Genomic DNA, 20,910 nt, shown 5'->3' with positions numbered 1-20,910 from the left:
GGGACGGCCCTGGAACACGAGTGCGCCCTGGCGCGTGACGTAGGGCTTCGGAGCACGATGTGCGCCCCGGCCGCCCGTGACGTACGGCACGACCTACCTCCTGGGTAGCCGGACCGCTGTCGGCGACGATAGCGATCATGACCTTCACCCACCGTCGTACGGTGCTCACCGCCCTGGCCACCGCCGCCGTCAGCGGCCCGCTGCTCGGCTCGCTCACCGCGACCCCCGCCCACGCCCACGCCACCGACGATCTGGACATCTACACCTCCAACACCGACCTCTACAAGAAGCTCGCCGGGCAGGAGGGCGTCGAGTTCGCCCGCCGCTACAAGAGACACGAGTACGTCGACCACTCGACACCGCAGAGATACCCGTACCACCGGACCACCGTCATGGCCCTGCACGGGGGCGGCATCGAGACCGGCACCTCCGAACTCTGCCTCGCCGTAGCCGGCTACCACCCGGCCACCCTCGCCCCGCTCCAGGACGGCCACGGGGTGCACGACTACTGGATGTTCGAGGGGCTGCGCGCCTCGGGCAACCGCGACCTGCACGTCACCGCCAAGAACTGCGACGACCATGTCGCCCTCTCCATGGCGGCCGGCAGCCTCAACGTCCTGAGCCTGCACGGCTGTACGGCGGCACAGGCGGGCACCGTCCCGCAGGCCGTGGTGGTCGGCGGGCTCAACACCCGCTTCAAGACCCTGCTCAAGGCGGAGTTCGACACGGTGGGCATCGCCTGGCGGGACGGGAACGAGACACCCGACCTGGCCGGGGTCAACCCCACCAACCCCGTCAACCGCACCATGCTGTCCCGGGGCGGTCAGCTGGAGCTCACCACGGAGCTGCGCGCCGCCATGTTCACGGTCAACACCCGGGCGGGCCGGGCCGGCAGTACGACCGCGGTCTTCGACCGGTTCGTGGGTGCTTGCCGGGCCGCGATCACCCAGCTGGAGCAGGGCACGGACCAGGTCATCCTCTGATGTACGGGCTTCTCAGCCGCCGTGCGTCGTGTCGATGACGCAGAAGCGGTTGCCCTCGGTGTCGGCGAGGACCACGAAGTCCGGGTCCGGCGGGTAGAGCTCCCACGCGACCCGCTCGGCGCCCAGCGCGATCAGCCGTTCCACCTCGGCCTCCTGCGCGGCGGAGTAGAGGTCGAGGTGGACCCGGGGGACCTCCTGCACGGGCGAGGTGGAACGGCCCAGCGACAGCCCGACGCCGGGCCCCTCGACCGGGACCAGCACCACCCAGTCGTCCGTTCCCGGTTCGCGCTCGGTGTAGGTGAGCGCGGCCTTCCAGAAGGCGGCGGCGCGTCGTACGTCGCTCGCGCCCATCACCACGGTTCCGATATGCACCATGGGGCGAGCCTTTCACGCACCAGGCCCGGCCCGCCGGGAAGGGCGGGCCGGGCCTGGTCATGCGTACGGTCAGGCGGACGCCGGCGGATACAGCGCGCGCGGCAGCTGCGAGGCCGCCGCCGCGTCCAGCAGCCAGAGCGTCCGGCTGCGGCCGTACGCGCCCGCCGCGGGGGCCTGGATCTCCCCGGCCCCGGACAGGGCGATGGCCGCCGCCTCCGCCTTGTCCTCGCCCGCCGCCAGCAGCCACACCTCACGCGCCGCGCGGATCGCGGGGAGCGTGAGCGAGACCCGCACCGGCGGCGGCTTGGGGGCCCCGTGCACACCGACGACGGTGCGCTCGGTCTCCCGTACCGCGGGCAGCTCCGGGAAGAGCGAGGCGACATGCGTGTCCGGGCCGACGCCCAGCATCAGCACGTCGAACGACGGCACCGAGCCGTGGTCCTCCGGCCCCGCGGCGGCGGCGAGTTCGGCCGCGTACGCCGCCGCCGCCTCGTCCACGTCCTTGCCGTACGGGCCGTCGGACGCGGGCATCGCGTGCACCCGGGCCGGGTCGAGGGGCACCGCGTCCAGGAGCGCCTCACGGGCCTGGGTGACGTTCCGCTCGGGGTCGCCCTCGGGCAGGAACCGCTCATCGCCCCACCACAGGTCCAGCCGTGCCCAGTCGACCGCGTCCCGGGCGGGCGCGGCGGCGAGCGCGGCCAGCAGGCCGTTGCCGTTGCGCCCGCCGGTCAGCACCACCGAGGCATGGCCCCGGGCGGCCTGGGCGTCCACGACCTTCGTGATCAGCCGGGCCGCGGCCGCCTGCGCCATCAGCTCCTTGTCGCGGTGCACGACCAGCTGGGGAGGCGTCACTTGGCGGCCGCCTTCTTCGCCGGGGCCTTCTTCGCGGCGGGCGCCTTCTGCTCGCCCTCGGCGGGCTTCTCCGCCGACGCGGCCTTCACCTCACCGCCCGTGTGGAGCTTCTCCACCCCGAACTTCACCGCGGACTCGTAGGTGTTGTCCGGGTCCAGCCGGCGCAGCTCCTCCGCCAGCAGCTCGGCGGTCTCGCGGCGCTTGAGCGCCACCGCGCGGTCCGGCTGGCCCTGCATGGAGAGCGTGGCCAGCGAGCCGTCGGCCCGGTCCAGGACGATGACGCCGTTCTTCGTCTCCATCCGGACGGCGGTCAGCCCCGGCCCCTCGGAGTACGTGCGCTCCACCGGGACGCCCAGCCGGTCCGCGAGCCACATCGCGAGCAGTTCGCAGCTCGGGTTGTCGCTCTCGCCCTCGACGGTCGCCCCGATGACCTGCGCGGGCTGCTGGTCCAGGGCCGCGGCCAGCATGGAGCGCCAGGGGGTGATCCGGGTCCAGGCCAGGTCGGTGTCGCCGGGGCTGTACGTCGCCGCCCGCACCGCCAGCTCGTCCAGCGGGCGCTCGGCGGAGTAGCCGTCGGTGATCCGCCGCTGGGCGAGCGCGCCCAGCGGGTCCTTCGCCGCGTCGGCGGGCGCGTCCTCGGGCCACCACACCACGACCGGGGCGTCGGGGAGCAGCAGCGGGAGCACCACCGACTGGGCGTGGTTGGCCAGTTCGCCGTGGAGGCGCAGCACCACGGTCTCGCCGGTGCCCGCGTCGGAGCCGACCCGGACCTCCGCGTCGAGGCGTGCGTCGCGCCGGGCGCGCGGCGAGCGGCTGACCCGCTTGATCACCGCGATGATCCGCGAGGGGTGCTCGCGGGAGGCGTCACCGGCGGACTTGAGCGCGTCGTACGCGTTCTCCTCGTCGGTGACGATGACCAGCGTGAGCACCATGCCGATGGCGGGGGTGCCGATCGCCCGGCGGGCCGAGACCAGCGCCTGGTTGATCTTGCTGGATGTGGTTTCCGTGAGATCGATCTTCATGGCCGCCTCCAGCTCCGTCCGTCACGTGCGAGCATCTCGTCGGCCTCGGCCGGACCCCAGGTGCCGGCCGCGTACTTGGCGGGCTTGCCGTGCTGGTCCCAGTACGCCTCGATCGGGTCGAGGATGGTCCAGGAGAGCTCGACCTCCTGGTGGCGCGGGAACAGGTTGGCGTCGCCGAGCAGCACGTCCAGCAGGAGCCGCTCGTACGCCTCCGGGCTGGACTCCGTGAAGGACTCGCCGTACGCGAAGTCCATCGTGACGTCCCGGACCTCCATCGAGGTGCCGGGGACCTTGGAGCCGAAGCGCACGGTGACGCCCTCGTCCGGCTGGACCCGGATGACCAGGGCGTTGCCGCCGAGCTCCTCCGTGGCGCCGGACTCGAACGGCAGGTAGGGGGCGCGCTTGAAGACGACCGCGATCTCCGTGACCCGGCGGCCGAGCCGCTTTCCGGTACGGAGGTAGAACGGCACGCCGGCCCAGCGGCGGTTGTTGATCGTCAGCTTGATCGCCGCGTAGGTGTCGGTCGTCGACTTGGGGTCGATGCCCTCCTCCTCGCAGTAGCCGAGGACCTCCTGACCGCCCTGCCAGGCGTGCTCGTACTGGGCGCGCACCGTGTGCAGACCGAGGTCCTCCGGCAGCTCCACGGCGGTGAGCACCTTGAGCTTCTCGGCGACCAGGGCCTTGGGGTGGAAGGAGCCGGGCTCCTCCATCGCGGTCAGCGCCAGCAGCTGGAGCAGGTGGTTCTGGATGACGTCACGGGCGGCGCCGATGCCGTCGTAGTAGCCGGCCCGGCCGCCGATGCCGATGTCCTCGGCCATCGTGATCTGTACGTGGTCGACGTAGGACCGGTTCCAGATCGGCTCCCACATCGTGTTGGCGAACCGCAGCGCCAGGATGTTCTGGACCGTCTCCTTCCCCAGGTAGTGGTCGATCCGGAAGACCTCGTTGGGCGGGAAGACGTCGTGCACGAGCTGGTTGAGCTCCTGCGCGCTGGCCAGGTCGTGGCCGAAGGGCTTCTCGATGACGGCACGCCGCCAGGAGCCCTCCTTCTGGTCGGCCAGGCCGTGCTTCTTGAGCTGCTGGACGACCTTGGGGAAGAACTTCGGCGGCACGGAGAGGTAGAAGGCGAAGTTGCCTCCGGTGCCCTGTGCCTTGTCGAGGTCCTGGATGGTCGACTTCAGCGTCTCGAAGGCCTCGTCGTCGTCGAAGTTGCCCTGGACGAAGCGCATCCCCTGGATGAGCTGCTGCCAGACCTCCTCGCGGAACGGCGTACGGGCGTGCTCCTTGACGGCGTCGTGGACGACCTGCGCGAAGTCCTCGTCCTCCCAGTCGCGGCGCGCGAAGCCGATGAGCGAGAAGCCCGGTGGCAGCAGGCCGCGGTTGGCGAGGTCGTAGACAGCAGGCATCAGCTTTTTACGGGACAAATCGCCCGTGACGCCAAAGATGACCAGGCCCGACGGCCCCGCGATACGCGGGAGCCGTCGGTCCTGTGCGTCACGGAGCGGGTTGGCTCCGGGAACAGCAGACAAAGTGGTCAGCCCTCCGAGGGGGCGAGGCGCGAAAGCTCCGCCTCGGTCGACTTGAGCAGGTCGTTCCAGGACGCCTCGAACTTCTCGACGCCCTCGTCCTCCAGCACCTGTACGACCTCGTCGTACGAGATGCCGAGCTTCTTGATCGCGTCGAGGTCGGCGCGTGCCTGGTCGTAACCGCCGGCGACGGTGTTGCCGGTGATCTCGCCGTGGTCGGCCACGGCCTCCAGGGTCGCCTCCGGCATGGTGTTCACCGTGTTGGGGGCGACCAGGTCGTCGACGTACAGGGTGTCCTTGAGGGACGGGTCCTTGACGCCGGTCGATGCCCACAGCGGACGCTGCCTGTTGGCCCGCGCCTTGTCCAGGGCGCTCCAGCGGTCGGAGGAGAAGACCTCCTCGTACGCCTCGTAGGCCAGGCGCGCGTTGGCCAGCGCCGACTTGCCCTTGGCGGCCTTCGCCTCGTCGGAGCCGATGGCGTCCAGGCGCTTGTCGATCTCGGTGTCCACGCGGGACACGAAGAAGGACGCCACCGAGTGGATCTTGGAGAGGTCCAGGCCCGCGGCCTTCGCCTTCTCCAGCCCCGCCAGGTAGGCGTCCATGACCGCGCGGTAGCGCTCCAGCGAGAAGATCAGCGTCACGTTGACGCTGATGCCCCGGCCGATGGTCTCGGTGATCGCCGGGAGGCCGGCCTTGGTCGCCGGGATCTTGATGAGCGTGTTCGGCCGGTCGACCAGCCACGCCAGCTGCTTGGCCTCGGCGACGGTGGCCGTGGTGTTGTGCGCCAGGCGCGGGTCGACCTCGATGGAGACCCGGCCGTCCTGGCCGCCGGTCGCGTCGAAGACCGGACGCAGGATGTCGGCGGCGTCGCGGACGTCCGCCGTCGTGATCATGCGGAGCGCTTCCTCGACGGTGACCTTGCGGGCGGCGAGGTCGGTGAGCTGCTGCTCGTAACCGTCGCCCGAGGAGATCGCCTTCTGGAAGATCGACGGGTTGGTGGTCACGCCGACGACATGGCTCTGGTCGATCAGCTCGGCCAGGTTGCCGGACGTGATCCGCTTGCGCGACAGGTCGTCGAGCCAGATCGCCACGCCCTCGTCGGAGAGGCGCTTGAGTGCGTCTGTCATGGGTTGCATCTCCTACTAGTCGTGTATACCGGCGTCAGCGTGTGGCGGCGGCGAGAGATTCCCGCGCGGCGGAGGCCACGTTCTCGGCGGTGAAGCCGAACTCCCGGAACAGCACCTTCGCGTCGGCCGAGGCGCCGAAGTGCTCCAGCGAGACGATCCGGCCGGCGTCGCCGACGTACCGGTACCAGGTCAGACCGATGCCCGCCTCCACGGCGACCCGCGCCCTGACCGACGGCGGGAGCACGCTCTCCTTGTAACCCTGGTCCTGCTCCTCGAACCACTCGACCGACGGCATCGAGACCACCCGGGTCGGCACCCCGGCCGCCTGGAGCTGCTCGCGCGCCTCGACGGCGACATGGACCTCGGAACCGGTCGCGATGAGCAGCACCTGCGGCTCGCCGCCCTCGGCCTCGAAGAGCACGTAACCGCCCTTGGCCGCGTCCTCGTTCGCCTCGTACGTCGGCACGCCCTGGCGGGTCAGCGCCAGACCGTGCGGGGCGCCCACACCGAACTCCTTGGTGTAGCGGCGCAGGATTTCGCGCCAGGCGATGGCCGTCTCGTTGGCGTCGGCCGGACGGACGACGTTCAGGCCCGGGATGGCGCGCAGCGCGGCCAGGTGCTCCACCGGCTGGTGGGTCGGGCCGTCCTCGCCGAGGCCGATCGAGTCGTGCGTCCACACGTACGTCACCGGCAGGTGCATCAGCGCGGAGAGCCGCACGGCGTTGCGCATGTAGTCGGAGAACACCAGGAAGGTGCCGCCGTAGATGCGGGTGTTGCCGTGCAGCGCGATGCCGTTCATCGCGGCGGCCATCGCGTGCTCGCGGATCCCGAAGTGGATCGTGCGGCCGTACGGGTCGGCCTCCGGCAGCGGGTTGCCCACCGGCAGGAACGACGACGTCTTGTCGATCGTGGTGTTGTTCGAGCCGGCCAGGTCGGCGGAGCCGCCCCACAGCTCGGGCACGACATCGCCCAGCGCCTGGAGCACCTTGCCGGAGGCGGCACGGGTGGCCAGGGACTTGCCGGCCTCGAAGACCGGGAGCTTCTCCTCCCAGCCCTCCGGCAGCTCGCCCGCGGCGATCCGGTCGAAGTCGGCGGCGCGCTCGGGGTTGGCGGTGCGCCACGCGGCGAACGCCTTGTCCCACTCGGTACGGGCCTCACGGCCGCGGTCCAGGGCCTCACGGGTGTGGCCGATGACCTCGTCGGAGACCTCGAAGGTCTGCTCCGGGTCGAAGCCCAGGACCCGCTTGGTCGCCGCGATCTCCTCGTCGCCGAGCGCCGAGCCGTGCGCGGCCTCGGTGTTCTGGGCGTTCGGGGCGGGCCAGGCGATGATGGACCGGGCCGCGATGAACGAGGGGCGCCCGGTCTCGGCCTTGGCCGCCTGGAGCGCCGCGTACAGACCCGCCGGGTCCAGGTCGCCGTTGGGCAGCTGGTCGACGCGCTGGACGTGCCACCCGTACGCCTCGTACCGCTTCAGGGTGTCCTCGGAGACCGCGGTCTCCGTGTCGCCCTCGATGGAGATGTGGTTGTCGTCCCAGAGCAGGACCAGGTTGCCCAGCTTCTGGTGCCCGGCCAGCGAGGACGCCTCGGCCGAGATGCCCTCCTGGAGGCAGCCGTCACCGGCGACGACCCAGACCGTGTGGTCGAACGGGGAGGTGCCGGCGGCCGCCTCGGGGTCGAAGAGGCCACGCTCGTAGCGGGCGGCCATGGCCATGCCCACCGCGTTGGCGACACCCTGGCCCAGCGGACCGGTCGTCGTCTCGACACCCGTCGTGTGGCCGTACTCCGGGTGGCCCGGGGTCTTGGAGCCCCAGGTCCGGAACGCCTTCAGGTCGTCCAGCTCCAGGCCGTAACCGGCGAGGTAGAGCTGGATGTAGAGGGTCAGGCTGGAGTGGCCCGCCGACAGGACGAACCGGTCGCGGCCGGTCCACTCCGCGTCGGCGGGGTCGTGCCGCATGACTTTCTGGAACAGGGTGTACGCGGCGGGAGCCAGGCTCATGGCCGTGCCCGGGTGGCCGTTTCCGACTTTCTGTACGGCGTCCGCGGCGAGGACGCGGGCGGTGTCCACGGCCCGCTGGTCCAATTCGGTCCACTGGAGGTCTGAGGTGGTCGGCTTGATGCTCACCCTGAGTCAGGGCTCCTCTCCACTGTTCGTAAGCCGGTGACCGTTACCGCACCGGACGCTGCCGAGCCTACCCCCGCCGCGGGGGACACTTTCCGAGCACTTTCCAGGGTGCGGGCGACCCGCCCGCTTCGCCTCCCGGCGGACGGGCCCCGTACATCCGACAGTCACCCTCAACACGACCCCACCCCCGCGAAGGGCGGTGTACCCCCAACGTCTAGAGTGGTCGAGTTCGCGCAAGTCTTCACAAGGGCCCTTCGGCCCGGAGCTTGCTGGGATTTCTCTGTCAGGGGTGTGCGTGACGGCCGTCGAGTCCCGACCCGCCGGGGTCGCCTTGACTCCCAGCCCAGGGGGCCATCGCCCGTACGGGGCCCGTGTCAAGGCATTCGTGGCGCTTACCAAGCCACGGATCATCGAGCTGTTGCTCATCACCACCGTTCCGGTGATGTTCCTCGCGGCCCAGGGCGTACCCGACCTGTGGCTGGTGCTCACCACGACCGTCGGCGGGTACCTCTCCGCGGGCGGCGCCAACGCGCTGAACATGTACATCGACCGCGACATCGACGCGCTGATGGACCGCACGTCGCAGCGTCCGCTGGTCACCGGCATGGTCAGCCCCCGTGAGTGCCTCGCCTTCGGCATCGGCCTCGCGGTGGTGTCCACGCTCTGGTTCGGACTGCTCGTCAACTGGCTGTCCGCCGGGCTCGCTCTCGGGGCACTGCTCTTCTACGTCGTCGTCTACACGATGCTGCTGAAGCGCCGCACCTCGCAGAACATCATCTGGGGCGGTATCGCCGGCTGCATGCCGGTGCTCATCGGCTGGTCCTCGGTGACGAACTCCCTCTCCTGGGCCGCCGTCATCCTCTTCGCCGTCATCTTCTTCTGGACGCCGCCGCACTACTGGCCGCTCTCCATGAAGGTGAAGGACGACTACGCCCGGGTCGGCGTCCCGATGCTCCCGGTCATCGCCTCCAACCAGGTGGTGGCCCGGCAGATCGTCCTCTACAGCTGGGTGATGGTCGGCGTCTCGCTGCTGCTCACCCCGCTGGGCTACACCGGCTGGTTCTATCTGTCGGTGGCGCTGCTGGCGGGCGGCTTCTGGCTCTGGGAGGCCCACGGGCTCCAGAACCGCTCGAAGGCCGGGGTGACGGGCGCCAAACTCAAGGAGATGCGGCTGTTCCACTGGTCCATCACCTATGTCTCGCTGCTCTTCCTGGCCGTCGCGGTGGACCCCTTCCTCCGCTGACTTCCGGACCTGTACGGGCGGGTCACGTGGCACAAGCCACGTGACCCGCCCGTCGCCGTTCGCCCTACCCGTCGGTAGCATCCTGTCCATGGCAGAGACGGCAGCAGACACGGAGCAGACCTCACGGACGGACGCCAGGAAGGCGGCCCGGGCGGAGCGCAGGGCGGCGAAGCTGGCCCGCGAGATCGGGGCCTTCGCCAAGGAGCACGGCGGCGCCGAGGGGCAGCTCGCCTACATCGGCCAGGCGGGCGCCCGTATCGTCCTGGTGGGCCAGGACGGCGCCTGGGGCGACCTGGTGGCCCCGACGTACGCGGTGGCCGAGAGCGCGGCGGAGAAGTCCGGCATCACGGTGCACGAGGAGTTCGACGGCGACTTCGCCCTCAAGGTCCGCACGGGCCCCTACGAGTGGTCGCGGATGGCCGGCATCCAGATCGGCGGTCCGTCCAACGACAGCTGAGCGGATACGGAGAAGGGGCGGCGGGCAGATGCCCGCCGCCCCTTCTCCGTAAGGCCGTTCAGAGAGCCTGCGCCGACTCCCGCCGCTCGGCGGGGGCGGACGGGCCCGGCAGCGGAGCCGGGACGTCGTCGCCGCGCTCACGCATGCTCATCACCAGGCGGATCACGGCGATCCACATGATGGCCGAGCCGAACATGTGGATGCCGACCAGGACCTCGGGGACGTCGCTGAAGTACTGGACGTACCCGATCGCGCCCTGGGCGAGCAGCACGACGAGCAGGTCGCGGGCGCGGGCCCGGGTGTCGGCGGGGGCGTCGACCACCCGCAGGGCCAGCCACATCGCGATGGCCAGCGCGCAGACCACCCAGGCGGCGATGGCGTGCACATGGGCGGCGGCCGACCAGTCCCACGGCATCCGCGGTACGTCGCTGCTGTCGCCCGCGTGCTTGCCGGAACCGGTCACCGAGGTGCCGAGCACGATGAGGACCACGGTGGTCGCCAGGATCGCCCAGGAGAGGCGGCGTACCGGCAGGGGAGCGCGGGGCCGCGCGGGGCCGTCGCCCTCCCCGACCCGGACCCAGGTGATCACGGTGACGGCGAGCAGCGCGTTGGCGAGCAGGAAGTGCCCGGCCACCGTCCACGGGTTGAGCCCCGCCCAGACGGTGATGCCGCCGAGGACGGCGTTGCCCAGCACGATCCAGAACTGCGACCAGGCCAGCCGGGTGACCTTGCGGCGGCGCGGCTTCATCGAGCGGGTGGCGACGATCGCCCAGCCGACGGCCGCCGACAGGACGTACGTCAGCATCCGGTTGCCGAACTCGATCGCGCCGTGCAGCCCCTGCTCGGGCGTCGCGAACAGGCTGTCGTCGGTGCACTTGGGCCAGGTGTCGCAGCCGAGGCCCGAACCGGTCAGCCGGACGGCACCGCCGGTCACGATGATGAGGACACTCATCATCACGGCGGAGAGCGCGGCACGCTTCACCACCTTGGTGGAGGGCGTCCAGCGCTTGGCGATGGCAGAGATGGGGGTTTCCACGCGGACCATCGTAGGACGAGGCTTGTGCACGTTTTCACGAGGGGTGGGTTCGTGGCGGCTTGCCCTGGCTGGTCCCGCTACTCCCAGCGGAAGAACCTCGCCGCCGCGCCCAGACCCAGCACCGCCCACACCGCCAGGATCCCGGCCTGGCCCCACGGCATCGACGCGCCGTGCTGGAGGACGTCCCGCAGCCCCTCCGAGAGCGCCGAGACGGGCAGCAGCCCGAGCACCGACTGCACCGCGTCGGGGAACTTGTCCAGCGGCACGATGACCCCGCCGCCGACCAGCAGCAGCAGGAAGACCAGGTTGGCGGCGGCCAGCGTCGCCTCGGCCTTCAGCGTCCCGGCCATCAGCAGCCCGAGCCCGGAGAACGCGGCGGTCCCCAGCACCAGGAGCAGCAGCACGGAGAGCGGGCCGCCCTGCGGCGACCAGCCGAGCGCGAGGGCGATCGCCGTCAGCAGCAGCACCTGGAGCACCTCGGTGACCAGCACCGACAGCGTCTTCGCCGTCATCAGGGCCCAGCGCGGCAGCGGGGAGGCCCCGAGCCGCTTCAGGACCCCGTAACGGCGTTCGAAGCCGGTGGCGATGGCCTGGCCGGTGAAGGCCGTCGACATCACGGCCAGCGCCAGGATGCCCGGCGCCAGGAAGTCCACGGACGCGCCCGAGCCGGTGTCCACGATGTCCACCGCGCTGAACAGCACCAGCAGCAGCGTCGGGATGATCACCGTCAACAGCAACTGTTCGCCGTTGCGCAGCAGCATCCGGGTCTCCAGCGCGGTCTGCGCGGCGATCATCCGGGGGAGCGGGGCGGCGCCGGGGCGCGGGGTGTACGTACCGGCGCTCATGCGCGCAGCTCCTTGCCGGTCAGTTCGAGGAAGACGTCCTCCAGGGTGTGCCGCTCCACCGAGATGCCCTCGGGCATCACGCCGTGCTGCGCGCACCAGGAGGTGACGGTGGCCAGCAGCTGCGGGTCGATGGCCCCGGTGATGCGGTACGTGCCCGGGAGCGGCTCGGCGGCCTCGGAGCCGTCGGGCAGCGCCTTGACCAGGGAGCCGAGGTCGAGTCCCGTACGGCCGGTGAAGCGCAGGGTGTTCTCCGCGCCGCCCCGGCAGAGCCGCTCGGGGGAGCCCTGGGCGATGACCCGGCCCGCGTCGATGATCGCCACGTCGTCGGCGAGCGCCTCGGCCTCGTCCATGAAGTGGGTGGTGAGCACCACGGAGACGCCGTCTCCGCGCAGTTCGCGCACCAGCTCCCAGGTGGAGCGGCGGGCCTGCGGGTCCAGCCCGGCGGTCGGCTCGTCCAGGAAGACCAGCTCGGGCCGGCCGACGACCGCGAGGGCCAGGGCGAGGCGCTGCTGCTGGCCGCCGGAGAGCCGCCGGTAGGTGGTGCGGCCGCAGGAGCCTAGGCCGAGGCGTTCGATCAGGGCGTCCACGTCCAGCGGGTGGGCGTGGAGCCTGGCCATGTGGCGGAGCATCTCCTCCGCGCGGGCGCCGGAGTAGACGCCGCCGGACTGGAGCATGACCCCGATCCGGGGGCGCAGCCGCCCGGCGTCGGCGACCGGGTCGAGTCCGAGGACGCGTACGGTGCCGGCGTCTGGGCGGTGGTAGCCCTCGCAGGTCTCGATCGTGGTGGTCTTCCCGGCGCCGTTCGGGCCCAGGACGGCGGTCACCGCGCCCGGCGCCACGACCAGATCGAGGCCGTCCACCGCGGTCTTCGTGCCGTACCGCTTCACCAGGCCGGTGACCTGTACGACGGGCTCGTTCTCCATGGCAGGGAAGTCTAGGCAGGGCCCGCCGGGGGCCTGGTCCCGGGGCCAGATTAGGTAACCCTAAGTGACGAACCACACCGTAGATCGTTCCGGACCGTGGTTGTCATGGCCGAATGAATTACGCAACAATGGTGTTGTGAAATACGACGGTGGGGCTCCTCAGGAGGAACTCGCGACCGGTGAGCGCTCGACGCGCAACCGGGTCGCGCGCTCCATCCTGGACCACGGCCCGTCCACCGCCGCCGACCTCGCCCAGCGCGTCGGCCTCACCCAGGCCGCCGTCCGCCGCCACCTGGACGCCCTCGTCTCCGACGATGTCGTCGAGGCCCGTGAACAGCGGGTCTACGGGGCGCGGACCCGCGGCAGGCCCGCCAAGGTGTTCGCCCTGACGGACTGCGGCCGGGACGCCTTCGACCAGTCCTACGACAAGCTGGCCGCGGACGCTCTGCGCTTCATCGCCGAGTCCGGCGGGGACGAGGCGGTCGCCGCCTTCGCCCGTGCCCGGATGGCGGCGATGGGTGAGGCGTACCGCGCCGCGGTCGAGGCCGCGGAGCCCTCCGAGCGCACGGAGGCCCTCGCCAGGGCCCTGAGCGCCGACGGGTACGCTGCTACGGCGCGCAGCGCGCCGGGCCCCCAGCAGGGCGAGCAGCTGTGCCAGCACCACTGCCCGGTGGCGCATGTCGCCGAGCAGTTCCCACAGCTGTGCGAGGCGGAGACGGAATTCTTCTCCAGCCTCCTCGGGACCCATGTGCAGCGTCTGGCCACCCTCGCCCACGGCGACGGCGTGTGCACGACCTATGTGCCGCGCAGCGGTCAGACAGCACCCCCACAGACCACCCATTCAGCATCTGCAAGCACGGCCGGGAGGAACCCCGCATGACGCTCCCCACGGAGACTGCCCACCCTGAGCTCGAGGGTCTGGGTACGTACGAATTCGGCTGGGCCGACTCCGACGCGGCAGGCGCGGCGGCGAAGCGCGGCCTCTCCGAGGCTGTCGTCCGCGACATCTCGGAGAAGAAGAACGAGCCCGAGTGGATGCTGAAGCTGCGGCTCAAGGGCCTCAAGCTCTTCGGCAAGAAGCCCATGCCGAACTGGGGCTCGGACCTGTCGGGCATCGACTTCGACAACATCAAGTACTTCGTGCGGTCCACGGAGAAGCAGGCGGCCTCCTGGGAGGAGCTGCCCGAGGACATCAAGAACACGTACGACAAGCTCGGCATCCCGGAGGCGGAGAAGCAGCGCCTCGTCGCCGGTGTCGCCGCGCAGTACGAGTCCGAGGTCGTCTACCACCAGATCAACGAGGAGCTGGAGGCGCAGGGTGTCATCTTCATGGACACCGACACCGCGCTGAAGGAGCACCCGGAGCTCTTCAAGGAGTACTTCGGCACCGTCATCCCGGTCGGCGACAACAAGTTCGCCTCGCTGAACTCGGCCGTGTGGTCCGGTGGCTCGTTCATCTACGTGCCCAAGGGCGTCCACGTCGAGATCCCGCTCCAGGCCTACTTCCGTATCAACACGGAGAACATGGGTCAGTTCGAGCGGACGCTGATCATCGTCGACGAGGACGCCTACGTCCACTACGTCGAGGGCTGCACCGCCCCGATCTACTCCTCGGACTCGCTGCACAGCGCCGTGGTCGAGATCATCGTGAAGAAGGGCGGCCGCTGCCGCTACACGACGATCCAGAACTGGTCGAACAACGTCTACAACCTGGTCACCAAGCGGGCCGTGGCCTACGAGGGCGCGACCATGGAGTGGGTCGACGGCAACATCGGCTCCAAGGTGACCATGAAGTACCCGGCCGTCTACCTGATGGGCGAGCACGCCAAGGGCGAGACGCTCTCCATCGCCTTCGCGGGCGAGGGCCAGCACCAGGACGCCGGCGCCAAGATGGTCCACATGGCGCCGAACACCTCCTCGAACATCGTCTCCAAGTCGGTGGCGCGAGGCGGCGGCCGTACGTCCTACCGCGGACTGATCGAGATCGGCGAGGGCGCGCCGGGCGCGAAGTCCAACGTCCTCTGCGACGCTCTCCTCGTCGACACGATCTCCCGCTCGGACACCTACCCCTACGTCGACGTCCGTGAGGACGACGTGTCGATGGGCCACGAGGCGACCGTCTCCAAGGTCTCCGAGGACCAGCTCTTCTACCTCATGAGCCGCGGACTCACCGAGTTCGAGGCCATGGCGATGATCGTGCGCGGCTTCGTCGAGCCGATCGCGAAGGAGCTGCCCATGGAGTACGCCCTGGAGCTGAACCGGCTGATCGAGCTGCAGATGGAGGGTTCGGTCGGCTAGTCCTCGCTTCCGAGGACGACCAGGGGCGGTCGTACGCGGCCGCCCCAGCCCCCACCGAACCACCCCCCTTCTTGACTGAGAAAGCGAGCACTACGACAGCCATGGCTGAGGCTCAGAACACTCCGGTGGGCTCCACCACCGCCGGCTCCATCGCGGTGGCCGCCGAGTCGACCGTCGCCACGCGCATGAGCGCACCCCCGTCCTTCGACGTCGCGGACTTCCCCGTTCCGCACGGTCGCGAGGAGGAGTGGCGCTTCACCCCGCTGGAGCGGCTGCGCGGGCTGCACGACGGCACGGCGGTCGCGAACGGCGGCGGCGTGAAGGTCGCGATCGAGGCGCCCGACGGCGTCACCGTCGAGACCGTCGGCCGCGACGACGCGCGGCTCGGCAAGGCCGGTACGCCGGTGGACCGGGTCGCCGCCCAGGCGTACAGCTCCTTCGAGCAGGCCTCGGTCGTCACCGTCGCCAAGGAGGTCGTGCTCACCGAGCCCATCCGGATCGCCGTGCACGGCGAGGGCGGCACCGCCTACGGCCACCAGCTCATCGAGCTGAAGCCCTTCGCCGAGGCCGTCGTCGTCATCGACCACACCGGTGACGCGGTCATCGCCGCCAACGTCGACTACGTGCTGGGCGACGGCGCCAAGCTGACCGTCGTCTCCGTCCAGGACTGGGACGACACGGCGGTCCACGTCGGCCAGCACAACGCGCTGGTGGGCCGGGACGCCTCCTTCAAGTCGATCGTCGTCACCTTCGGCGGCGACGTCGTCCGCCTGCACCCGCGCGTCGCCTACGCGGCCACCGGCGGCGAGGCGGAGCTGTTCGGCCTGTACTTCACCGACAAGGGCCAGCACCAGGAGCACCGTCTCCTGGTCGACCACAACACCCCGCACTGCAAGTCCAACGCGGTGTACAAGGGCGCGCTCCAGGGCGACGGTGCCCACGCCGTCTGGATCGGGGACGTCCTCATCCAGGCCGCGGCCGAGGGCACCGACACCTACGAGATGAACCGGAACCTCGTCCTCACCGACGGCGCCCGGGTCGACTCCGTACCCAACCTGGAGATCGAGACCGGCGAGATCGCCGGGGCCGGCCACGCCTCGGCGACCGGCCGCTTCGACGACGAGCAGCTCTTCTACCTCCAGTCCCGCGGTATCCCGGCCGAGGAGGCCCGCCGCCTGGTCGTGCGCGGCTTCTTCGCCGAGCTGGTCCAGCAGATCGGCCTGCCGGACGTCGAGGAGCGGCTGATCGAGAAGATCGAGGCCGAGCTGAAGGCGTCCGTCTGATGGCCTTCGTCAAAGCCTGTGCGCTGAGTGAGCTGGAGGACGACACCCCGAAGCGGGTGGAACTCGACGGCACACCGGTCTCCGTCGTCCGCACCGAGGGCGAGGTGTTCGCGATCAACGACATCTGCTCGCACGCGAACGTGTCGCTCTCGGAGGGCGAGGTGGAGGACTGCGCGATCGAGTGCTGGCTGCACGGCTCGTCGTTCGACCTCCGCACCGGCAAGCCGTCCGGCCTTCCCGCGACGCGCCCCGTCCCCGTATACCCCGTAAAGATCGAAGGGGACGATGTGCTCGTCTCCGTCACCCAGGAGTCCTGAGTCACCCATGGCAACGCTTGAAATCCGCGACCTGCACGTCTCCGTCGAGGCCGACAACGCCACGAAGGAGATCCTCAAGGGCGTCGACCTGACCGTGAAGCAGGGCGAGACCCACGCCATCATGGGCCCCAACGGGTCCGGCAAGTCCACCCTCGCGTACTCGCTCGCGGGTCACCCCAAGTACACGATCACCGGCGGTTCGGTCACGCTGGACGGCGAGGACGTCCTGGAGATGTCCGTCGACGAGCGCGCCCGCGCCGGCCTCTTCCTGGCCATGCAGTACCCGGTCGAGATCCCCGGTGTCTCGGTCTCCAACTTCCTGCGCACCTCCGCCACCGCCGTGCGCGGCGAGGCCCCCAAGCTGCGCACGTGGGTCAAGGAGGTCAAGGAGACGATGGCCGGGCTCCAGATGGACCCGGCCTTCGCCGAGCGCAACGTCAACGAGGGCTTCTCCGGCGGTGAGAAGAAGCGCCACGAGATCCTCCAGCTGGAGCTGCTCAAGCCGAAGATCGCCGTCCTGGACGAAACCGACTCCGGCCTGGACGTCGACGCGCTCAAGACCGTCTCCGAGGGTGTCAACCGGGTCCGCGCGACCGGCGAGGTCGGCACGCTGCTGATCACGCACTACACCCGGATCCTGAAGTACATCCAGCCCGACTTCGTGCACGTCTTCGCCAACGGCCGGATCGCGGCCTCCGGCGGCGCCGAGCTGGCCGACCAGCTGGAGAACGAGGGCTACGAGGCATACACGAAGGGTGGCGCTTCCGCGTGACTGACGCCCGACAGGGGCTCACCGGCCTCCTCGACACCGAGGCGATCCGCAAGGACTTCCCGATCCTGGACCGCACGGTCCACGACGGCAAGAAGATCGTTTACCTGGACTCCGCGGCGACCTCGCAGAAGCCGCGCCAGGTCCTCGACGCGCTCAACACGTACTACGAGCGCCACAACGCGAACGTGCACCGAGGCGTCTACACGGTCGCCGAGGAGGCCACCGCGCTGTACGAAGGCGCCCGTGACAAGGTCGCGGCCTTCATCAACGCACCCAGCCGCGACGAGGTGATCTTCACCAAGAACGCCTCGGAGTCGCTGAACCTCGTGGCCAACATGCTGGGCTGGGCGGACGAGCCCTACCGGGTGGACCGCGAGACCGAGATCGTCACCACGGAGATGGAGCACCACTCCAACATCGTGCCGTGGCAGCTGCTCGCGCAGCGCACCGGCGCGAAGCTGAAGTGGTTCGGCATCACCGACGACGGCCGGCTCGACCTGTCGAACATCGACGAGATCATCACCGAGAAGACGAAGATCGTCTCCTTCACGCTGGTCTCCAACATCCTGGGCACCGTCAACCCGGTCGAGGCGATCGTCCGCCGCGCCCAGCAGGTCGGCGCGCTGGTCTGCATCGACGCCTCGCAGGCCGCCCCGCACATGGTGCTGGACGTGCAGGCGCTCCAGGCCGACTTCGTGGCCTTCACCGGCCACAAGATGGTCGGCCCGACCGGTATCGGCGTGCTCTGGGGACGGCAGGAGCTCCTGGAGGACCTGCCGCCGTTCCTCGGCGGTGGCGAGATGATCGAGACCGTGTCGATGCACTCGTCCACCTACGCCCCGGCGCCGCACAAGTTCGAGGCCGGTACGCCCCCGATCGCCCAGGCCGTCGGCCTCGGCGCGGCCGTGGACTACCTCTCCTCGATCGGCATGGAGAACATCCACAACCACGAGAAGGCGATCACCGAGTACGCGGTGAAGCGCCTCCTGGAGGTTCCGGATCTGCGGATCATCGGCCCGGCGACGGCCGAGGACCGGGGCGCGGCGATCTCCTTCACGCTCGGCGACATCCACCCGCACGACGTGGGCCAGGTCCTCGACGAGCTGGGTATCTGTGTCCGGGTCGGCCACCACTGCGCCCGCCCGGTCTGCCTGCGGTACGGAATTCCCGCGACGACGCGAGCGTCGTTCTATCTGTACTCCACGCCCGCCGAGGTCGACGCACTGGTGGACGGGCTGGAGCACGTCCGGAACTTCTTCGGCTGAGGGTTGACTGGTGAAGCTTGATTCCATGTACCAGGAAGTGATCCTGGACCACTACAAGCACCCCCATGGGCGCGGCCTGCGGGACGGCGACGCCGAGGTGCACCACGTGAATCCGACGTGCGGTGACGAGATCACGCTCCGGGTGAAGTACGACGGCGAGACCGTCGCCGACGTCAGCTACGAGGGCCAGGGCTGCTCCATCAGCCAGGCCTCCGCCTCCGTACTGAACGAGCTGCTGGTCGGCAAGGAGCTGTCCCAGGCGCAGAAGATCCAGGTCACCTTCCTGGAGCTGATGCAGTCCAAGGGCCAGCTGGAGCCGGACGACGCGATGGAGGAGATCCTGGAGGACGCGGTCGCGTTCGCCGGGGTCTCCAAGTACCCCGCCCGGGTCAAGTGCGCGCTGCTGAGCTGGATGGCGTGGAAGGACGCGACGGCCAAGGCGCTGTCCGAAGGGAAGACCGCATGAGCGAGAACGAGACCGCGACCATGAAGCCGGCCTCCGAGGAGGAGGTCCGCGAGGCGCTGTACGACGTCGTCGACCCCGAGCTGGGCATCGACGTCGTCAACCTGGGCCTGATCTACGGCATCCACGTCGACGACGCCAACATCGCCACCCTCGACATGACCCTGACGTCCGCGGCCTGCCCGCTGACCGATGTCATCGAGGACCAGGCGAAGTCCGCCACGGACGGCATCGTCAACGAGCTCCGGATCAACTGGGTCTGGATGCCGCCGTGGGGCCCGGACAAGATCACGGACGACGGGCGCGAGCAGCTGCGCGCGCTGGGGTTCAACGTCTGACGCACCCCGAGCATCACGGATACGGCCATGCCCGCCAGTCATACTGGCGGGCATGGCCGTATCCCTTTACCACCTCGCCGTCGACGCCCACGACCTGCCCCTCCTGGCCCGCTTCTGGAGCGCGGTGCTGGACTGGAAGGTGCTCTTCGAGGACGAGGAGGAGATCGTCATCGGCGCCCACGAGACCGCGCTGCCGGGCATGTGCTTCCTCCCCGTGCCGGAGGGGAAGACCGTCAAGAACCGGCTGCACATCGATCTGACCCCCGACGACCAGGACGCCGAGGTGGAGCGCATCATCGCGCTCGGCGCACGGCGGCTGGACGTCGGGCAGGGGCCGGAGGCCACCTGGGTGGTACTGGCCGATCCCGAGGGCAACGAGTTCTGCGTGCTGCGCCCGAAGCGGACGCTGATCGACTGAGCCCCGCGTCGGTGAGCGCTACGCCGGGGCGGTCGGCGGCGGGCCGTACTGCTCCGGCAGGGTCCGGGCCGCCGCCTCCGCCAGGACCGGGCCCAGGTTCTCGTTGCGCATCCGCAGGTCCACGTACAGCAGTCCGGTCACCAGCGGCGGGAAGATCGACGAGAAGAGCTGGCTCACCAGCCCGCTGAGCATGGACAGCACCACGAAGCCGCCGAACAGGGCGAGGATCTGGCCGCCGCTCGGTTCGCCCAGCGTGTCCGTGCCGTCCAGGGAGCCGGGGATCATGCCGAACGCCTGGAACGGCATCTGGATCATGTAGCCGACCATGGTCGCCAGCCCGAAGGCGAGCAGCCCGATGCCGAGGACCCGCCACCAGCTGCCCCGGACCAGCTGCGCCGAGCGGCGCAGCGCCGCGACCGGCCGCTGTGCCTCGAAGACCACGATCGTCGGGGCCAGGGAGAACTTCACCCAGAGCCAGATCGCGACCGGGCCGAGCAGCAGCCAGCCGAGGAGACCGAACGCGAACAGCGCCCAAGCCGTGTCCGAGTCGCCGAGCGAGACGGCGTAGACGATGGTGGCGACCATGGTGAACATGATGACCAGGAAGGGGATGGCCACGGCCAGCGCCAGCAGGAACACCGTGCCGATCATGGCCCAGACCCGTGACCAGGCGCGCTTCCAGACGGTGCCGAAGGTGATCGGACGCCCCAGGACCGCCTCTTGCAGGACCACCGGGACCGCCGCCTGTACGACGGCCGACGCCAGCAGGTAGGCGACGAGGCCGAGGACCATCAGGACGCCGAACGCGATGCCCAGCGGGACCAGTTGTGCCGTGTCCGGTTCGCCGGGCCCCGTCAGGCCGTCCCAGTTGGCCGCCACGGTCGAGAAGGCGGTGGCCAGCCCGACGCCCATGACGGCCGTGGCCGCGCCGAAGAGTGCCAGGGCTGTTCCGACCAGCGGCTTCCAGTAGCCGCCGATCGTCGCGAAGGCGCCGCTGAGCATGTCCGAGACCCTCAGCGGCGCCAGGGGTATCACCCCCGGCTTGGGCGGCGCCGCCCATCCGCCGTTCCAGCCACCCGGTCCCTGCGCTCCCCCGTGGAAGGGCCCCCCGCCGTGGGGCGCGCCCCCGTACGGGCCACCGCCCCACCCCGCATCCTGCGCCACTGTTGTCTCTCCGCTCAAAGCTGTCGGCCCGTACCGCCGGGGCCGTTCCGTCGGTCGGCACACCGTAGCGCCTCCGACGTG

Annotated in this window: 22 protein-coding genes; 12 read left to right on the top strand and 10 right to left on the bottom strand. The window is 70.1% G+C overall.

Translation table 11 applies throughout. The annotated features are described in order from the left end of the window. Positions 1 to 137 precede the first annotated feature (137 nt). Positions 138 to 983, top strand: coding sequence for a poly-gamma-glutamate hydrolase family protein (locus D6270_RS06710; RefSeq protein WP_109166273.1), 846 nt, complete (start codon positions 138 to 140; stop codon positions 981 to 983). Between the two features lie 12 nt (positions 984 to 995). Here the strand turns inward: D6270_RS06710 and D6270_RS06705 are convergent, their stop codons facing one another. The 6 genes from D6270_RS06705 to tkt form a co-directional block, all read right to left on the bottom strand. Further along, positions 996 to 1,358, bottom strand: a complete 363-nt coding sequence (locus D6270_RS06705) for a VOC family protein (protein WP_109166274.1) — start codon at positions 1,356 to 1,358, stop codon at positions 996 to 998. Between the two features lie 69 nt (positions 1,359 to 1,427). Continuing rightward, the gene (gene pgl / locus D6270_RS06700) at positions 1,428 to 2,210 is read right to left on the bottom strand and encodes a 6-phosphogluconolactonase (RefSeq protein WP_109166275.1); all 783 of its coding nucleotides are present in this window, start codon (positions 2,208 to 2,210) and stop codon (positions 1,428 to 1,430) included. Beyond that, positions 2,207 to 3,232, bottom strand: a complete 1,026-nt coding sequence (opcA, locus tag D6270_RS06695) for a glucose-6-phosphate dehydrogenase assembly protein OpcA (RefSeq protein ID WP_109166276.1) — start codon at positions 3,230 to 3,232, stop codon at positions 2,207 to 2,209. Before opcA ends, pgl begins: the two co-directional genes overlap by 4 nt. Then, positions 3,229 to 4,761 carry a glucose-6-phosphate dehydrogenase gene (gene zwf, locus D6270_RS06690; RefSeq protein WP_109166277.1) on the bottom strand — a complete coding sequence of 511 codons (1,533 nt, stop codon included), beginning with the start codon at positions 4,759 to 4,761 and terminating at the stop codon, positions 3,229 to 3,231. Before zwf ends, opcA begins: the two co-directional genes overlap by 4 nt. Before the next feature lie 5 nt (positions 4,762 to 4,766). Beyond that, on the bottom strand, positions 4,767 to 5,885 hold the full coding sequence (tal, locus tag D6270_RS06685) for a transaldolase (RefSeq protein WP_109166278.1): 1,119 nt from the start codon (positions 5,883 to 5,885) through the stop codon (positions 4,767 to 4,769). A gap of 34 nt (positions 5,886 to 5,919) precedes the next feature. After that, a complete protein-coding gene (tkt, locus tag D6270_RS06680; RefSeq protein ID WP_109166279.1) occupies positions 5,920 to 8,007 on the bottom strand; it encodes a transketolase in 2,088 nt (695 codons plus the stop codon). Positions 8,008 to 8,296: 289 nt separating this feature from the next. On the opposite strand from tkt, the gene D6270_RS06675 reads away from it, so the two are divergent. Then, entirely contained in the window at positions 8,297 to 9,250 is a 954-nt protein-coding gene (locus D6270_RS06675) for a heme o synthase (RefSeq protein WP_109166280.1), read from the top strand. 88 nt (positions 9,251 to 9,338) lie between these two features. After that, the gene (locus D6270_RS06670) at positions 9,339 to 9,707 is read left to right on the top strand and encodes a hypothetical protein (protein WP_109166281.1); all 369 of its coding nucleotides are present in this window, start codon (positions 9,339 to 9,341) and stop codon (positions 9,705 to 9,707) included. Between the two features lie 58 nt (positions 9,708 to 9,765). Here D6270_RS06670 and D6270_RS06665 read toward each other — a convergent pair whose 3' ends face one another. The 3 genes from D6270_RS06665 to D6270_RS06655 form a co-directional block, all read right to left on the bottom strand. After that, positions 9,766 to 10,752 (bottom strand): COX15/CtaA family protein, encoded by a 987-nt coding sequence (locus tag D6270_RS06665; RefSeq protein WP_109166282.1) that lies wholly within the window; start codon positions 10,750 to 10,752, stop codon positions 9,766 to 9,768. 68 nt (positions 10,753 to 10,820) lie between these two features. Continuing rightward, on the bottom strand, positions 10,821 to 11,588 hold the full coding sequence (locus D6270_RS06660; protein WP_109166283.1) for an ABC transporter permease: 768 nt from the start codon (positions 11,586 to 11,588) through the stop codon (positions 10,821 to 10,823). Beyond that, positions 11,585 to 12,511: an ABC transporter ATP-binding protein gene (locus D6270_RS06655; protein WP_109166284.1), complete on the bottom strand. Its 927-nt coding sequence runs from the start codon at positions 12,509 to 12,511 to the stop codon at positions 11,585 to 11,587. The genes D6270_RS06660 and D6270_RS06655 overlap by 4 nt, the downstream gene beginning before the upstream one ends. Before the next feature lie 136 nt (positions 12,512 to 12,647). Here D6270_RS06655 and D6270_RS06650 point away from each other — a divergent pair, with 136 nt between their 5' ends. The 9 genes from D6270_RS06650 (at position 12,648) to D6270_RS06610 (ending at position 19,665) form a co-directional block, all read left to right on the top strand. Further along, a complete protein-coding gene (locus D6270_RS06650) occupies positions 12,648 to 13,391 on the top strand; it encodes a helix-turn-helix transcriptional regulator (RefSeq protein ID WP_109166285.1) in 744 nt (247 codons plus the stop codon). Continuing rightward, entirely contained in the window at positions 13,388 to 14,809 is a 1,422-nt protein-coding gene (gene sufB / locus D6270_RS06645) for a Fe-S cluster assembly protein SufB (RefSeq protein ID WP_018957645.1), read from the top strand. Before D6270_RS06650 ends, sufB begins: the two co-directional genes overlap by 4 nt. A gap of 101 nt (positions 14,810 to 14,910) precedes the next feature. Further along, positions 14,911 to 16,092, top strand: a complete 1,182-nt coding sequence (gene sufD / locus D6270_RS06640) for a Fe-S cluster assembly protein SufD (RefSeq protein ID WP_109166286.1) — start codon at positions 14,911 to 14,913, stop codon at positions 16,090 to 16,092. Then, positions 16,092 to 16,409, top strand: a complete 318-nt coding sequence (locus D6270_RS06635) for a bifunctional 3-phenylpropionate/cinnamic acid dioxygenase ferredoxin subunit (RefSeq protein ID WP_014156911.1) — start codon at positions 16,092 to 16,094, stop codon at positions 16,407 to 16,409. Before sufD ends, D6270_RS06635 begins: the two co-directional genes overlap by 1 nt. 7 nt (positions 16,410 to 16,416) lie before the next feature. Then, a complete protein-coding gene (sufC, locus tag D6270_RS06630) occupies positions 16,417 to 17,181 on the top strand; it encodes a Fe-S cluster assembly ATPase SufC (RefSeq protein WP_109166287.1) in 765 nt (254 codons plus the stop codon). After that, a complete protein-coding gene (locus D6270_RS06625; protein ID WP_109166288.1) occupies positions 17,178 to 18,446 on the top strand; it encodes a cysteine desulfurase in 1,269 nt (422 codons plus the stop codon). Before sufC ends, D6270_RS06625 begins: the two co-directional genes overlap by 4 nt. A 10-nt stretch (positions 18,447 to 18,456) precedes the next feature. Continuing rightward, entirely contained in the window at positions 18,457 to 18,912 is a 456-nt protein-coding gene (gene sufU, locus D6270_RS06620) for a Fe-S cluster assembly sulfur transfer protein SufU (protein WP_109166289.1), read from the top strand. After that, positions 18,909 to 19,247, top strand: coding sequence for a metal-sulfur cluster assembly factor (locus D6270_RS06615; RefSeq protein WP_015607822.1), 339 nt, complete (start codon positions 18,909 to 18,911; stop codon positions 19,245 to 19,247). The genes sufU and D6270_RS06615 overlap by 4 nt, the downstream gene beginning before the upstream one ends. Before the next feature lie 52 nt (positions 19,248 to 19,299). Continuing rightward, the gene (locus D6270_RS06610) at positions 19,300 to 19,665 is read left to right on the top strand and encodes a VOC family protein (RefSeq protein ID WP_109166290.1); all 366 of its coding nucleotides are present in this window, start codon (positions 19,300 to 19,302) and stop codon (positions 19,663 to 19,665) included. A gap of 18 nt (positions 19,666 to 19,683) precedes the next feature. On the opposite strand, the gene D6270_RS06605 is transcribed toward D6270_RS06610, so the two are convergent. After that, positions 19,684 to 20,667 (bottom strand): DUF7847 domain-containing protein, encoded by a 984-nt coding sequence (locus tag D6270_RS06605; RefSeq protein ID WP_109167567.1) that lies wholly within the window; start codon positions 20,665 to 20,667, stop codon positions 19,684 to 19,686. Positions 20,668 to 20,910: the final 243 nt, after the last annotated feature.

The sequence above is a fragment of the Streptomyces griseus subsp. griseus genome (assembly GCF_003610995.1).
GTDB lineage: Bacteria > Actinomycetota > Actinomycetes > Streptomycetales > Streptomycetaceae > Streptomyces.
Note: the sequence above shows the minus strand (reverse complement) of the source record. Positions and strands in the feature narration are given on the sequence as shown.

Excerpts from the sequence above, each read along its gene's own strand:
- D6270_RS06710 (WP_109166273.1), top strand. The coding sequence starts at position 138 with ATGACCTTCACCCACCGTCGTACGGTGCTCACCGCCCTGGCCACCGCC.
- D6270_RS06655 (WP_109166284.1), bottom strand. The coding sequence starts at position 12,511 with ATGGAGAACGAGCCCGTCGTACAGGTCACCGGCCTGGTGAAGCGGTAC.
- D6270_RS06670 (WP_109166281.1), top strand. The coding sequence starts at position 9,339 with ATGGCAGAGACGGCAGCAGACACGGAGCAGACCTCACGGACGGACGCC.
- tal (WP_109166278.1), bottom strand. The coding sequence starts at position 5,885 with ATGACAGACGCACTCAAGCGCCTCTCCGACGAGGGCGTGGCGATCTGG.
- sufD (WP_109166286.1), top strand. The coding sequence starts at position 14,911 with ATGGCTGAGGCTCAGAACACTCCGGTGGGCTCCACCACCGCCGGCTCC.
- sufB (WP_018957645.1), top strand. The coding sequence starts at position 13,388 with ATGACGCTCCCCACGGAGACTGCCCACCCTGAGCTCGAGGGTCTGGGT.
- D6270_RS06615 (WP_015607822.1), top strand. The coding sequence starts at position 18,909 with ATGAGCGAGAACGAGACCGCGACCATGAAGCCGGCCTCCGAGGAGGAG.
- D6270_RS06660 (WP_109166283.1), bottom strand. The coding sequence starts at position 11,588 with ATGAGCGCCGGTACGTACACCCCGCGCCCCGGCGCCGCCCCGCTCCCC.
- sufC (WP_109166287.1), top strand. The coding sequence starts at position 16,417 with ATGGCAACGCTTGAAATCCGCGACCTGCACGTCTCCGTCGAGGCCGAC.
- D6270_RS06610 (WP_109166290.1), top strand. The coding sequence starts at position 19,300 with ATGGCCGTATCCCTTTACCACCTCGCCGTCGACGCCCACGACCTGCCC.
- opcA (WP_109166276.1), bottom strand. The coding sequence starts at position 3,232 with ATGAAGATCGATCTCACGGAAACCACATCCAGCAAGATCAACCAGGCG.
- D6270_RS06665 (WP_109166282.1), bottom strand. The coding sequence starts at position 10,752 with ATGGTCCGCGTGGAAACCCCCATCTCTGCCATCGCCAAGCGCTGGACG.
- D6270_RS06635 (WP_014156911.1), top strand. The coding sequence starts at position 16,092 with ATGGCCTTCGTCAAAGCCTGTGCGCTGAGTGAGCTGGAGGACGACACC.
- D6270_RS06605 (WP_109167567.1), bottom strand. The coding sequence starts at position 20,667 with ATGCTCAGCGGCGCCTTCGCGACGATCGGCGGCTACTGGAAGCCGCTG.
- D6270_RS06705 (WP_109166274.1), bottom strand. The coding sequence starts at position 1,358 with ATGGTGCATATCGGAACCGTGGTGATGGGCGCGAGCGACGTACGACGC.